Here is a 12251-nt window from a genome sequence, read left to right on the forward strand (position 1 = left end):
TTCCGATTTCGGAACCGCATCGTCCCGGCCACGCCGGGACGATTTGTTTTCAGCTCCGTGTCACCGTCGTCGAGGACGGCACCAGCACGGGCTTCGCCAATGAGGGAATCAGCCGTGCCCGCTCGCGCTTGGCGGGGATCGCGCGGTAGACCTGCTTGGTGGCTTCGACGATGTGCACGCCGGCAAAGGGCAGTGACAGCGCCGCGCCGGCGCGTTCCCACATCTGCGCCGATTTCAATACCCAGCCGCCGGCGTAAGGCGGCATGAACAGCGCCTCGCCCCAGGCCGTCGGCGTGAACCAGGTCTGGCGCAGCAGCTCGGTGATCTGCGAGCGCGAATAGGGCCGGCCATGGCCGAACGGCGTGTTGTCGGTGCGCGTCCACACCCCACGCCGATTCGGGATCACCGCGATGACGCGGCCGGACGGCGCCAGCACGCGCCATACTTCGCGCAGCAGCGCAGCCGGATCGTCCGACATCTCCAGCGCGTGGACCATGAGAATGCGATCGACCGCGGCGTCAGGTAGCGGCAAGGAGAATTCATCCACCAGCGAGGCCAGCGCCGGCCGCCCCGTCGGCCATTTCAGGACGCCCTGGGCCGCCGGCATGAACGCGATGCAGCGCTCGGCATCCTCGCGGAACAGTCCGAGATAGGGCGTGGGATAGCCGATGCCGAGCACGCGCTGACCCACGGCGCCTGGCCAGCGCTCCCGGATGCCGCGATTGATCATTTGCCGCGCCACGATCCCGAGGCGGCGGGAATAGAACTCGCGGAGGTCGACGACGTCGATGGTCATGACGGCAATGTAACATGCGTAGGGCCGGCGCCGCGCGCGGAATATTGCATTGCCTGCGCAACGTTAACGCCATATTTGTCTGGCGGGGCTGAGCGCGATGGAGAGGTCATGGCCGCCGAAATTCGTACTTTCGCCTGTTTAAACGACAATTTCGGTTATCTGATCCACGATGTGGAAACCAAGGCGACCGCGTCGATCGACGCGCCGGAGGCAGGTCCCATCCTCAAGGCGCTGGAGCGCGAGGGCTGGCAACTCACCGACATCCTGATCACCCATCATCATGGCGATCATGTCGGCGGGGTCGCCGAACTCAAGCAGAAATTCAATTGCCGCGTCGTCGCGCCGCATGACAAGACCACGAAGATTGCCAACGTCGACCTGCGCGTCGCCAATGCCGACGTGATCAAGATCGGCAATCTGCTGGCGCGCGTCGTGGAGACGCCCGGCCACACGCTCGACCACGTCTCCTACGTGTTCGACAATGAGAAGACCGTGTTCGCCGCCGACACGCTGTTCTCGATCGGCTGCGGCCGCGTGTTCGAAGGCACGTATCCGATGATGTGGGATTCGCTGTTGAAGCTGCGGGCCCTGCCCGACGACTTCAAGCTCTATTGCGGCCACGAATACACGGCATCCAACGTTAAATTCGCGCTCACCGTCGACCCCGACAATGCGGCGCTCCAGGCCCGCGCGGCAGAGGTCGCCAAGCTGCGGGCCGAGAACAAGCCGACCATTCCCGTACTGCTCGGCGACGAGAAGCGTGCAAACGTATTCCTGCGCGCCGATGAACTCTCGGTCGCCGCCAGGCTGCACATGAAGGGCGCGGATGCCGCCGCGGTGTTCGGCGAGTTGCGCGAGCGCAAGAACAAATCCTGAAGAACGAGTCCTGACGGGGATCGATGCCGACCGCAGCCGAGATCATCGCGCGCCTTGAACTCCGACCGCATCCCGAAGGCGGGCACTATCGCGAGACGTTTCGCGACCAGGCGACCGACGCGCATGGACGCTCGCGCTCAACCTCGATCTACTTCCTGCTCGCGCGCGGCGAGCGCTCGCATTGGCATCGCATCGATGCGGTGGAGACCTGGCACTATTACGCCGGCAGTCCGCTGACGCTGCGCATCGCGCATAACGGCTGCTCCCAGCACGAGGTGCAGCTCGGTACGGACCTCGTGAGCGGCCAGCGGCCGCAGGCAATCGTGCCGGCGAATGCCTGGCAGATGGCGGAGACGACGGGCGAATGGACCCTGGTCGGCTGCACCGTCGCGCCCGCGTTCGAGTTCGCGACCTTCGAGCTCGCGCCACAGGGCTGGGAGCCGTAGCTCCACACAGTCATTCCGGGGCGCCGCGCAAGCGGCGAACTATGATGCGCAGTTGCGCATCAGAGAATCCATCTCGGCACCAATGACGCGGATAAATGGATTCCGGGTTCGCGCTTCGCGCGCCCCGGAATGACAATCACCGCTTCCGTAGCACCATGTCCTTCGCCGCGATCAGGCCGCCGCCGGCGATCAGGATGGCGGCGACGGCGATGTTGGCGCTGGCCGTTGCAAAGCCGGCGGCGATGAGGAAGCCGGTGGAGAGCAGCGGCGTCGCGTAGGAGGCGGCGCCGAGCACGCGGATGTCGCCGCGCTTCATGCCGATGTCCCAGGCATAGAAGGCAGCACCGACGGGACCGATGCCGAGCGCGACCACGGAAAGCCATTGCAGCGTGGTCTCCGGCCAGACGGTGGTCTCGAGCGCGGCATGCATCAGCGCGGCGAGCGCCGCGGTCGCGAGGCAGAAGCCGGCGACCACATCGGTCGGCACCGTCTTCAATCGCCGCGACAACACCGAATAACTCGCCCAGACGAAAGCGGCGATGAAAGCCGCGACCAGTCCCGGCAGCGCCCCCGGCGCAAAGCCGCTGGTATTGCCGGCAAACAGCAGCACGGTGCCGACGAGACCGAGCACGGCGCCGATGATGTGATGCAGGGCAAGCCGCTCGCCCGGCAGGAAGGAGGAGAACAGCACGATCAGCAGTGGCCAGAGATAATTCAAGAGGCCGGCTTCAGCCGGCGGCGCAAAGCGCAGCGCGAGGAAATAAAGGGCGTGATAGCCGAATAGGCCGCCGACGCCGACGACCCAGACGACAAGCGGCTGGCGCAGGCTGTTCGCCGCCTCGCGGCGGCCGATCCAGGTGAGCAGGCCGACGAGCCCGCCGATCGCGAAGGTCATCGCGGCGAGCTGGAATGCCGGGATCTTTCCAGTCGCCACCGTCATCACTGAGAGCAGCGACCACATCAGGATCGCGGTCAATCCGATCAGCGTCGCGGTGCGGGGAGTCATTGTGGAAGGCCTCGTCATTCCGGGATGGCGCGTAGCGCCAGACCCGGAATCTCGAGATTCCGGGTTCGCCGCTGTCGCGGCGCCCCGAAATGACAGTGCATGGACAAATGCCCCGGACAAGCCCGGGCATGGCGACGTTGCCAATATCAGTCCGCGTGATGCCGACGCATCACACCATGTACTGGCCGCCGTTGACGGTCAGCGTCGAGCCGGTGATGGCGCCGGCCTCGTCGGCGGCGAGGAACACGACGGCGCGCGCGATCTCCTCGGGCTCGCCGAGGCGACCGATCGGGATCAGCGGCAGGATGGACTTTTCCAGCACGTCCTTCGGCACCGCCTGCACCATCTCGGTGTTGATGTAGCCGGGGCAGATCGCGTTCACGGTGACGCCGCCTTTGGCGTTCTCCAGCGCCAAGGCCTTGGTGAAGCCGATCTCGCCGGCCTTCGCCGCGGAATAATTCACCTGGCCGAACTGGCCCTTCTGTCCGTTGATCGAGGAGATGTTGATGATGCGGCCGAACTTGCGCCCGCGCATGCCTTCGATGACCTGGCGCGACATGTTGAACAGCGAACCGAGATTGGTACCGATCACGGCATTCCACTGCTCGAGGCTCATCTTGTGGAAGGCGCCGTCCTTGGTGATGCCGGCGTTGTTGACGAGCACGTCGATCGGGCCGACCTCGGCCTCGACCTTCTTCACGCCCTCGGCGCAGGCGTCGAAACTGCTGACGTCCCATTTGTAGACCGCGATGCCGGTCTCGGCCTTGAACTTCTCTGCCGCAGCATCATTGCCGGCATAGCTCGCCGCAACCTTGTAGCCAGCCGCCTTCAGCGCCTTGCTGATCGCAGCACCGATGCCCCGCGTACCACCCGTGACCAATGCAACACGTGCCATATCGTATTCCTTCCCTTGGACTCTTCGGACGTTTCTGACGCGATCGTTTTTTAACTGCGGATTATGCGGGACGTTTGACGGACATCAAGAACAAAACGCCCGGCGTTGAGCCGGGCGTTTCTCTTTAGTCGAGGCGTGCGCAGTTGCGAAGAATATTTGATTTGCAACCGCCGCCTTTTTAATCGCGTGCAACGCACTCAGTCGCGTGTGCAGCGCACGCGTCAGTTACGTGTCAGGCTTTCCTCAGTCACGTGCCAGACACATCGCGATGCCCATGCCGCCGCCGATGCACAGCGTGGCAAGGCCCTTCTTCGAATCGCGCTTCTGCATTTCATGCAGCAGCGTCACCAGCACGCGCGCGCCGGATGCACCGATCGGATGGCCGATCGCGATCGCGCCGCCATTGACGTTGACCTTGGAGGTGTCCCAGCCGAGATCCTTGTTGACGGCGCAGGCCTGCGCCGCAAAAGCTTCGTTGGCCTCGATCAGGTCGAGATCGCCGACACTCCAGCCGGCCTTCTTCAGCGCGGCGCGCGAAGCCGGGATCGGGCCCGAGCCCATGATCTTCGGATCGACGCCAGCCTGCGCCCAGGACACGATGCGCGCAAGCGGCTTCTTGCCTTCCTTGGCGGCCTGCTTCGCGGTCATGAGCACCACGGCGGCAGCGCCGTCATTGATGCCGGAAGCCGAGCCCGCGGTGACCGTGCCGTCCTTCTCGAAAGCGGGCTTGAGCTTGGCCATCGAGTCGAGCGTCGCGCCATGGCGGGGATATTCGTCGGCGCTGACGACGACGTCGCCCTTGCGGGTCTTGATGGTGACGGGAACGATCTCGTCGTTGAACCTGCCGGCCTTCTGCGCGGCCTCCGCCTTCTGCTGCGAGGCGACCGCGAACTCGTCCTGCTGGGCGCGGGTGATCTGCCACTGCCGCGCGACGTTCTCAGCGGTGTTGCCCATGTGATAGCCGTTGAAGGCATCCCACAGGCCGTCCTTGATCATGGTGTCGACCAGTTCGAGACCGCCCATCTTGACACCGCCGCGCAGATGCTGGGCGTGCGGGGCCATGCTCATGGACTCCTGGCCGCCGGCGACCACGATCTCGGAATCGCCATTGAGCAGCGCCTGGTAGCCGAGCGCGACCGTGCGCAGGCCGGAGCCGCAGAGCTGGTTGACGCCCCAGGCCGGGCTCTCCACCGGAATGCCAGCGCCGATCGAGGCTTGGCGGGCCGGGTTCTGGCCCTGAGCGGCGGTCAGAATCTGACCCATGATGACTTCCGAGACGCGGCCGGGCTCGATGCCACCGCGCTCCAGCGCCGCCTTGATGGCGATGGCGCCGAGGTCATGGGCGGGAAGGGTCGCGAACGCTCCGTTGAAGCTTCCGACCGGGGTGCGGGCGGCGCTGACGATGACGACATCGTCTGACATGGGCATCTCCTGAGGTTGATTGGGGGCAGACGGGGCTGGGAAAAGGCTCGCCAGTCTCGGACGGCATCCTGTTAACGTCGTTGCGGCATGTCAATCGGCCGGAGACCGAATTCATGCCGCAGCGCATTCAAAATAGTGTTCTTGGCGCTTTCGCAAGCACGTTTTTGCTGCCCGATTAACCGTGGCGCACAAAACGGTAGCGTGACCCCTTTGAAAATGCTTATTTTGTTGCGTTGCGTACTCTTCCCGCCCTGCGGCATTGCCCGTCGGGTTCCCGTTCTCCGCGCTTGCAAGTGAGAGCCCATGGCGAAATCAGACCAACCCACCACCATCAAGAAATACGCGAACCGCCGGCTCTATAATACCGGAACGAGCACTTATGTGACGCTCGAGGACCTCGCCGCCATGGTCAAGGACGGCGAAGATTTCCTGGTCTACGACGCCAAAACCGGCGACGACATCACCCGCTCCGTGCTCGCCCAGATCATCTTCGAGCAGGAGAACAAGGCCGGCCAGAACCTGCTCCCGACCACCTTCCTGCGCCAGCTCATCCGCTTCTATGGCGACAGCATGCAGATGGTGGTGCCGAAATATCTGGAACAGTCGATCGCGACTCTGACCCAGGAGCAGGAGAAATTCCGCAAGCAGATCGCCAACACGCTGTCCGGCACACCCTTTGCTCCGCTCGAGGAGCAGGTCCGCCGCAACATGGAGCTGTTCCAGCAAACCTTCTCGATGTTCAAGCCCTTCGCCGCGCCGCGCCCGGCGGCCAGCCCGGAGCCGGAGCCCGATGCCAATGCCGAGACGCCGAAGGACAGCAACATCGACGATCTGCGCCAGCAGATGAAGGAAATGCAGGAACGCCTCGAGCAGATGTCGAAGAAGGACGAGTAGATCTTGCTTTTGAGCCGGCCTTCCGCGAGCCGGAGGACGCGCCATGTCCGATCGAAGCGTGCATTGGGACAACGTCTACGCCACCAAGGGCGAAGCCGAGGTCAGTTGGTTTCAGAACAGCCCGACGACCTCGCTCGCGATGATTCACGCGGCCAATCCCGATCATGGCGCAGCCATCATCGATATCGGCGGCGGCGCATCGCGGCTGGTCGACGCCCTCCTGCAGGACGGATATCGCGATGTCGCCGTGCTGGATCTCTCTGCCAACGCGCTTGACGTAGCGAAGAAGCGACTCGGCGCAGCCGCTTCAAGGGTCGACTGGATCGTCGCCGACGCCACGACATGGCGCCCGGCAAAGACATACGATCTATGGCACGATCGTGCGGCGTTTCACTTCCTGACCGATCCCCGCGACAGGGCTGCGTATGTCGAGCGCCTGCGGTCGGCAGTTGCGCCCGGCGGTCACGTCATCATCGCGACGTTCGCGCCCGACGGCCCGGAGAAATGCAGCGGCCTGCCGGTGCAGCGCCATGACAGCGCGAGCCTGTTGGCGGAGTTGGGGGCGGAGTTCGAGCTGATCGAAACGCGCCGCGAGACGCACCACACGCCGTGGGATTCGACGCAGGCGTTTCAGTTCAGCCGGTTCAGGAGGCGGGCTGCTTAACCTGTGGCCCGCGCGCACTCCGGCCCGTAGCTTCGCGGTGCTTCCGCAATTCGTCATTGCGAGCGCAGCGAAGCAATCCAGACTGCGTCCGCGGAAAGATTCTGGATTGCTTCGCTGCGCTCGCAATGACGGAGTTCGCGGAAGCAGCTAGCTCAAGCCGCCAGCTTCACCGCATGCGCAAAATCCCAATAGAGTTTTCGCGCCCGGGTGTAGAACGGACCCGGCTTCAGCTCACGCTCGTCGATGCGGATCACGGGCGCGACCTTGGCGAAATTGCCGCTGGAGAAGATCTCGTCGGCGGCGAGGAAATCGGCATAGCGCAGCGTCTTCTCGACCACGGTGATGCCGTCGCCGCGAAGCAGGCTGATGACGCGCTGGCGCGTGATGCCGTTGAGGAAGGTGCCGTTGGGCACCGGCGTGTAGACCACGCCGTCCTTGGCCATGAACACGTTGGAATTGCCGAACTCGGCGACGTTGCCGAGCATGTCGAGCATCAACGCGTTCTGAAAGCCGCGCGAGGCGGCTTCCGCCAACGCGCGCGAATTGTTCGGATAGAGGCAGGCGGCCTTGGCCTCGACCGGCGCGCATTCGGCGGTAGGCCTGCGGAACGGCGACAGCGTGATGGCGTTGCCGACGGGTTTTGGCATCGGCGCCTCGTAGATGCACAGGCACCAAATGGTGGTCTCGGGGTCGAACAGCACGCCGCCGCCCGAGCCGTTCTGCGCCCAATACATCGGACGGATGTAGAGTTCGGCATTGGCCGCGAAGCGCGCGATGCCCTCGCGCGCGAGCGTGAGCCAGGTGTCGGTGTCGACCACCGGCTTGAGGCCAAAGTTGACCGCGGATTGATTGGCGCGAGCGACGTGGCGGTCGAGATCGGGCGCCACACCCTCGAACGCGCGCGCACCGTCGAACACGATCGAGCCGAGCCAGGCCGCATGCGTGCGCGGGCCCATGATCGGCACATTGCCGTCATGCCATTTGCCCTCGAAGAAGGTCCAGCTCGGCGAATATTCGATGGGCTTCTTGATCTCGGCCATGACCGGCCTCCCCTTGGCGTGATGCCGCACTATAGCGCCACTATTGGTCGCAATTTCTAAATGATTCCCTGCGGGAAGATGGTGAGTTACCCTCTCCTCTTGCCGGAGAACGAAAGATCATGCCGCTCGATCCGCTCGCAAAGCGCTTGTTGACCATGATGGCTGCCGCCGCGCCGCAGGCACGAAGCCGGCCGAGCGTAGAGGCACGGCGGCAGTCATTGGCCAAGCTGATGCAGTTCGCGCGCGCCGATGCGCCGGATGTGACGACGTCCGACGGCAGGCTGCCCGGCCCCGGCGGCGAGCTGCCCTATCGCCTCTATGCGCCCGCAAGCGCCGGTGAACGCGCGCCGGGCTTCGTGTTCTTTCACGGCGGCGGCCTCGTCGCCGGCAGCATTGCCACGCATGACCGCATCGCGGCGGCGCTGGCGCACGCGACCGGCTGCCGCCTCGTCTCGGTCGACTACCGGCTCGCGCCCGAGGACAAATTTCCCGCCGCCGTCGACGATGCGATCGCCGCCACCGAATGGGTCGCGCGCGAAGCACCAACACTCGGCATCGATGCCGAACGGCTGGTGGTCGGCGGCGATTCTGCCGGCGCCACGCTGGCTGCGATCGTGTGCCAGGAGGCGGTTCAGAACGCAGGCCTCTGCATCGTCGCGCAATGCCTGATCTGCCCGGTACTGGATTTCGAAGAGACCTCGCCCTCGCGCGAGGAATTCGCCGAGGGTCATCTGATCGATCGCGCCACGATCGAAGCCGATCTCGCCGACTATCTGCCGGTCGGCCTGGATGCCGCCGACCCCCGCGTCTCGCCCCTGCGCGCGACGCAGCTCACAGGCCTGCCGACGGCGATCATCCACACCGCCGAGTTCGATCCGATGCGCGACGAAGGCAATGCCTATGCCCGCAAGCTGCTCGCCGCGGGCGTCGTCGTCGAGCATGTCTGCCACGACGGCATGGTCCACAATTTCCACGCCATGGGCGCGATCCTGCCGCAGGCGCAGCTCGTGCTATCGCAGATCGGCGAGCAGGTCAGGCGCGCGGTTGCGAGGTGAGGTCTTTCCCTCACCCCGTTGTGGACGAAGAAAGCAGCATCACACCCTTGCGCCGATCACCGCGCGCGCCGCGGTCACGTATTCAGGCCAATGCGCGTCCGCATAACGCTCGGCCTGGCGCGCACAAGCAAGGTCAGGCGCATGAGCTGCTGCAATCATGCGCGCAAAGCGCTCTTCGGCAACGGTGGCGTCGTCCATGGCAAGCTGCGGCGCGGCAGCTACCGCTGCGGTCGGAGCGACGACGAGCCCCGCCAGTCCAGTGAGCAAGATGCGGCGTGACGTTTTCATGGCTGTCATTTCCTGTTGCCCTGTCCTGTTTCTCTTGCGCTTGCAATCATGAGCGGCGAATGCGTGCGACAAGGTAGCGCTCCGCTTCCGCCCGGTCCAGAAGCGCAAATGTGGCAAGCTAGTCCGGCACCGGCACGTCGAACGTGTTGAGCGTGACCGAGACCATGCAGTAAACGCCGACGAGGTAGGAGAGTTCGGCCGCGCCGTGCTCGCCAAACTCCTTCACGGCGGCGCGCCAGGTCAATTCCGGCAGAACGCCGCCACCGACCAGCGCGGACGCCACGTCATAGGCGACGGCCTCCTGCCTGGTGAGATCGACCGGCCGCTGTCCGGCGACGATGGTCGCGAGCTTCTCGTCGGACAGGCCGCGCTGCTCGGCGACCAGCACATGGGCGTAGAGCTCGTAGCCGGAACGGAAATGCGAGCCGGTGACGAGGATGGCGACCTCGCGCACCGGCGCCGGCAGCAGCGGGTTCGACGCGATCGCCTTGACCAGCTCCCACACCGGCTTGCCGAAGCGTGGCTCGCGAATCCAGGGATTCCAGGGCCCGAGCAGCGCGCCATCGCCGCGCATGTTCACAAAACCCTTGAAGTGGTCCTTGATGCCGGCTCGCATGTCGTCATAGAGCGGCTTCTGTTCGTCGGTCAGATCCTTGGGATCGAGAATGGGAAGGCGCACGGCGGGGATCTCCTCGTTGAGAAGATGCGAGGCTCGCCTGCATGCAGGCGCAGGGCAAGTGAAGTTGCCGTGACGGGCGCGCTCAAAACTCCAGCGGCGCGTTGTCGACGACCTCCTTCATCACGAAGAAAGTGCGGGTCTGGCGCACGCCGGGCAGCGCGATCAGCTGCTCGCCATGGATGCGGTTGAAATCCTCCATGTCGCCGACGCGGATCTTGAGGAAATAGTCGAAATCGCCGGCGACGAGGTGGCAGTCGAGCACGAACTTCAATTTTGCGATCGCCTGCTCGAAAGTGGCAAAACTCTCCGGGGTCGAGCGGTCGAGCACGACGCCGACCATCACCAGCGTGCCCTTCGCCACCTTCTTCGGCGCCACCATGGCGCGCACAGTCGCAATGAAGCCATCCTCGAACAGGCGCTGGGTGCGGCGATGGCAGGTGGCGGGGCTGATCGCGACGGTTTCGGCCAGCTCGGCGTTGCTGAGTCGACCGTTATTCTGCAGCAATCGCAATATCTTAAGGTCGATACGGTCGAGCCGGGCAGACATGGAAGAAACTTTCATTTCCAAGCGAAATTCTGAAATGATTAGATGAGATATGCGTAAGTTACGCAAGCTATACCGCAATATTGCCGCCGTATTTGAGAGCACATTTCCTGCCGCAGGTGCTAGTTGCTGCGGCCAGCTCAACGCCAATCGGGATGACCCATGATGCTGGAAAAATTCGCGCGCTACCCGCTCACCTTCGGCCCGACGCCGATCGAGAAGCTGGAGCGGCTGTCAAAACATCTCGGCGGCCAAGTCGAGGTCTATGCCAAGCGTGAGGACTGCAATTCCGGCCTTGCCTATGGCGGCAACAAGCTGCGCAAGCTCGAATACATCATTCCGGACGCGATCGCCTCCAACGCCGACACGCTGGTGTCGATCGGCGGCGTGCAGTCCAACCACACCCGCATGATCGCGGCGGTCGCCGCCAAGCTCGGCATGAAGTGCCGCCTGGTGCAGGAAGCCTGGGTGCCGCACGAGGACGCGGTCTATGACCGCGTCGGCAACATCATGCTCTCGCGCATCATGGGCGCCGACGTGCGCCTGGTCGACGACGGCTTCGACATCGGCATCCGCAAGAGCTGGGAGCAGGCAATCGAGGAAGTGAAGGCGGCGGGCGGCAAGCCTTACGCGATTCCCGCCGGCGCCTCCGTGCACAAATTCGGCGGCCTCGGCTATGTCGGCTTCGCCGAGGAAGTCCGCAAGCAGGAGAAAGAGCTCGGCTTCAAGTTCGACTACATCGTCGTCTGCACCGTCACCGGCTCGACCCATGCCGGCATGCTGGTCGGCTTCGCCGCCGACGGCCGCGAGCGCAAGGTGATCGGCATCGATGCATCGTTCACCCCTAGCCAGACGAAGGCCCAGGTGCTCGAGATCGCGCAGAATACCGCCAAGCTCGTCGAGCTCGGCAAGGAGCTCGTCACCGATGACGTCGTGCTGATCGAGGACTATGCCTATCCCGCCTATGGCGTGCCGTCGGAAGAGACCAAGGAAGCGATCCGCCTTACCGCACGTCTCGAAGGCATGATCACCGACCCCGTCTACGAGGGCAAGTCGATGCAGGGTCTGATCGATCTTGCGAAGAAAGGCTATTTCGAGAAGGGCGCGAAGATCCTCTACGCCCATCTCGGCGGCGCACCCGCGCTGAACGGATATGCATATGCGTTCCGGAATGGGTGAGGCACTCAGCTCTCGCCTCATACACAGTTGTCGTCCCGGACAAGCGTAAGCGCAGATCCGGGACCCATAGCCACAGGATCGCGTTTGGCGAAGACTCGTTGTTACCAGCCTGCCGCAATAACTTCTTCCTGTGGTTATGGATCCCGGATCTGCGCTTACGCTTGTCCGGGATGACGTGGGAAGGAGTTGAGTGCGACAACAAACGCTGCGTTGCCCTACCTCGTCCTGATGATCTGCAGCAGCTCGTCGCCGTAATGCTCGAGCTTCTTGTCGCCGATACCCGGCACGTTGCGCAGTTCGTCGAGCGTCGTCGGCCAAGCCCGGACGATGCCGTCGATGGTGGCATCGTGCAGCACGACATAGGCGGGCACGCCGCGCTCGCGGGCGACGTCGGAACGCCAGGAGCGCAGCCGCGCGCGCAATTCGGGATCGACATCGCCTTGCGGCGCGCTCGCCGCGGGCGCGAG

At 64.2% G+C, this 12251-nt stretch carries 15 protein-coding genes; 6 read left to right on the plus strand and 9 right to left on the minus strand.

Going from position 1 to position 12251, the window contains the following annotated elements:
• Nucleotides 1–49 precede the first annotated feature (49 nt).
• Entirely contained in the window at nt 50–796 is a 747-nt protein-coding gene (locus CWO91_RS20970) for a class I SAM-dependent methyltransferase (RefSeq protein ID WP_130215875.1), read from the minus strand.
• Nucleotides 797–904: 108 nt separating this feature from the next.
• Between CWO91_RS20970 and gloB the strand changes: the two genes are divergently transcribed.
• Complete coding sequence (gene gloB, locus CWO91_RS20975) at nt 905–1672, plus strand: hydroxyacylglutathione hydrolase (protein ID WP_130215877.1); 768 nt, start codon at nt 905–907, stop codon at nt 1670–1672.
• Nucleotides 1673–1695: 23 nt separating this feature from the next.
• On the plus strand, nt 1696–2118 hold the full coding sequence (locus tag CWO91_RS20980; RefSeq protein ID WP_130215879.1) for a cupin domain-containing protein: 423 nt from the start codon (nt 1696–1698) through the stop codon (nt 2116–2118).
• A gap of 136 nt (nt 2119–2254) precedes the next feature.
• Here the strand turns inward: CWO91_RS20980 and yddG are convergent, their stop codons facing one another.
• From yddG to CWO91_RS20995, 3 genes are all read right to left on the minus strand, one after another.
• Nucleotides 2255–3124 (minus strand): aromatic amino acid exporter YddG, encoded by an 870-nt coding sequence (gene yddG, locus CWO91_RS20985; protein WP_130215881.1) that lies wholly within the window; start codon nt 3122–3124, stop codon nt 2255–2257.
• 169 nt (nt 3125–3293) lie between these two features.
• Entirely contained in the window at nt 3294–4019 is a 726-nt protein-coding gene (gene phbB, locus CWO91_RS20990) for an acetoacetyl-CoA reductase (RefSeq protein ID WP_130215883.1), read from the minus strand.
• A 243-nt stretch (nt 4020–4262) separates the two neighbouring features.
• Nucleotides 4263–5441: an acetyl-CoA C-acetyltransferase gene (locus tag CWO91_RS20995; protein WP_130215885.1), complete on the minus strand. Its 1179-nt coding sequence runs from the start codon at nt 5439–5441 to the stop codon at nt 4263–4265.
• A 303-nt stretch (nt 5442–5744) separates the two neighbouring features.
• On the opposite strand from CWO91_RS20995, the gene phaR reads away from it, so the two are divergent.
• Both phaR and CWO91_RS21005 read left to right on the plus strand, forming a co-directional pair.
• Nucleotides 5745–6335: a polyhydroxyalkanoate synthesis repressor PhaR gene (gene phaR / locus CWO91_RS21000; RefSeq protein WP_130215887.1), complete on the plus strand. Its 591-nt coding sequence runs from the start codon at nt 5745–5747 to the stop codon at nt 6333–6335.
• A gap of 43 nt (nt 6336–6378) precedes the next feature.
• Nucleotides 6379–6999, plus strand: a complete 621-nt coding sequence (locus tag CWO91_RS21005) for a class I SAM-dependent methyltransferase (protein WP_130215889.1) — start codon at nt 6379–6381, stop codon at nt 6997–6999.
• Between the two features lie 152 nt (nt 7000–7151).
• On the opposite strand, the gene CWO91_RS21010 is transcribed toward CWO91_RS21005, so the two are convergent.
• A complete protein-coding gene (locus CWO91_RS21010) occupies nt 7152–8039 on the minus strand; it encodes a branched-chain amino acid aminotransferase (protein ID WP_130215891.1) in 888 nt (295 codons plus the stop codon).
• Between the two features lie 119 nt (nt 8040–8158).
• Between CWO91_RS21010 and CWO91_RS21015 the strand changes: the two genes are divergently transcribed.
• On the plus strand, nt 8159–9094 hold the full coding sequence (locus tag CWO91_RS21015) for an alpha/beta hydrolase (protein ID WP_130215893.1): 936 nt from the start codon (nt 8159–8161) through the stop codon (nt 9092–9094).
• A 39-nt stretch (nt 9095–9133) separates the two neighbouring features.
• Here the strand turns inward: CWO91_RS21015 and CWO91_RS21020 are convergent, their stop codons facing one another.
• From CWO91_RS21020 to CWO91_RS21030, 3 genes are all read right to left on the minus strand, one after another.
• A complete protein-coding gene (locus CWO91_RS21020) occupies nt 9134–9382 on the minus strand; it encodes a hypothetical protein (RefSeq protein WP_091893781.1) in 249 nt (82 codons plus the stop codon).
• A gap of 118 nt (nt 9383–9500) precedes the next feature.
• Nucleotides 9501–10061 carry a carboxymuconolactone decarboxylase family protein gene (locus CWO91_RS21025; protein WP_130215895.1) on the minus strand — a complete coding sequence of 187 codons (561 nt, stop codon included), beginning with the start codon at nt 10059–10061 and terminating at the stop codon, nt 9501–9503.
• 82 nt (nt 10062–10143) lie between these two features.
• A complete protein-coding gene (locus CWO91_RS21030) occupies nt 10144–10608 on the minus strand; it encodes an Lrp/AsnC family transcriptional regulator (RefSeq protein WP_091893785.1) in 465 nt (154 codons plus the stop codon).
• Nucleotides 10609–10770: 162 nt separating this feature from the next.
• On the opposite strand from CWO91_RS21030, the gene CWO91_RS21035 reads away from it, so the two are divergent.
• Nucleotides 10771–11784, plus strand: coding sequence for a 1-aminocyclopropane-1-carboxylate deaminase (locus CWO91_RS21035; RefSeq protein ID WP_130215907.1), 1014 nt, complete (start codon nt 10771–10773; stop codon nt 11782–11784).
• A 215-nt stretch (nt 11785–11999) separates the two neighbouring features.
• On the opposite strand, the gene CWO91_RS21040 is transcribed toward CWO91_RS21035, so the two are convergent.
• A partial coding sequence (locus tag CWO91_RS21040) for an HRDC domain-containing protein (RefSeq protein WP_208753054.1) occupies nt 12000–12251 on the minus strand: 252 nt, incomplete at its 5' end.

The sequence above is a fragment of the Bradyrhizobium genosp. SA-3 genome, from assembly GCF_004212635.1.
GTDB lineage: Bacteria > Pseudomonadota > Alphaproteobacteria > Rhizobiales > Xanthobacteraceae > Bradyrhizobium.

What these genes read in the sequence shown, in the direction of transcription:
- CWO91_RS21035 (WP_130215907.1), top strand. Translation starts at nt 10,771, where the DNA reads ATGCTGGAAAAATTCGCGCGCTACCCGCTCACCTTCGGCCCGACGCCG.
- yddG (WP_130215881.1), bottom strand. Translation starts at nt 3,124, where the DNA reads ATGACTCCCCGCACCGCGACGCTGATCGGATTGACCGCGATCCTGATG.
- phaR (WP_130215887.1), top strand. Translation starts at nt 5,745, where the DNA reads ATGGCGAAATCAGACCAACCCACCACCATCAAGAAATACGCGAACCGC.
- CWO91_RS21020 (WP_091893781.1), bottom strand. Translation starts at nt 9,382, where the DNA reads ATGAAAACGTCACGCCGCATCTTGCTCACTGGACTGGCGGGGCTCGTC.
- CWO91_RS21015 (WP_130215893.1), top strand. Translation starts at nt 8,159, where the DNA reads ATGCCGCTCGATCCGCTCGCAAAGCGCTTGTTGACCATGATGGCTGCC.
- CWO91_RS20980 (WP_130215879.1), top strand. Translation starts at nt 1,696, where the DNA reads ATGCCGACCGCAGCCGAGATCATCGCGCGCCTTGAACTCCGACCGCAT.
- CWO91_RS21005 (WP_130215889.1), top strand. Translation starts at nt 6,379, where the DNA reads ATGTCCGATCGAAGCGTGCATTGGGACAACGTCTACGCCACCAAGGGC.
- gloB (WP_130215877.1), top strand. Translation starts at nt 905, where the DNA reads ATGGCCGCCGAAATTCGTACTTTCGCCTGTTTAAACGACAATTTCGGT.
- CWO91_RS20970 (WP_130215875.1), bottom strand. Translation starts at nt 796, where the DNA reads ATGACCATCGACGTCGTCGACCTCCGCGAGTTCTATTCCCGCCGCCTC.
- phbB (WP_130215883.1), bottom strand. Translation starts at nt 4,019, where the DNA reads ATGGCACGTGTTGCATTGGTCACGGGTGGTACGCGGGGCATCGGTGCT.
- CWO91_RS20995 (WP_130215885.1), bottom strand. Translation starts at nt 5,441, where the DNA reads ATGTCAGACGATGTCGTCATCGTCAGCGCCGCCCGCACCCCGGTCGGA.
- CWO91_RS21030 (WP_091893785.1), bottom strand. Translation starts at nt 10,608, where the DNA reads ATGTCTGCCCGGCTCGACCGTATCGACCTTAAGATATTGCGATTGCTG.
- CWO91_RS21010 (WP_130215891.1), bottom strand. Translation starts at nt 8,039, where the DNA reads ATGGCCGAGATCAAGAAGCCCATCGAATATTCGCCGAGCTGGACCTTC.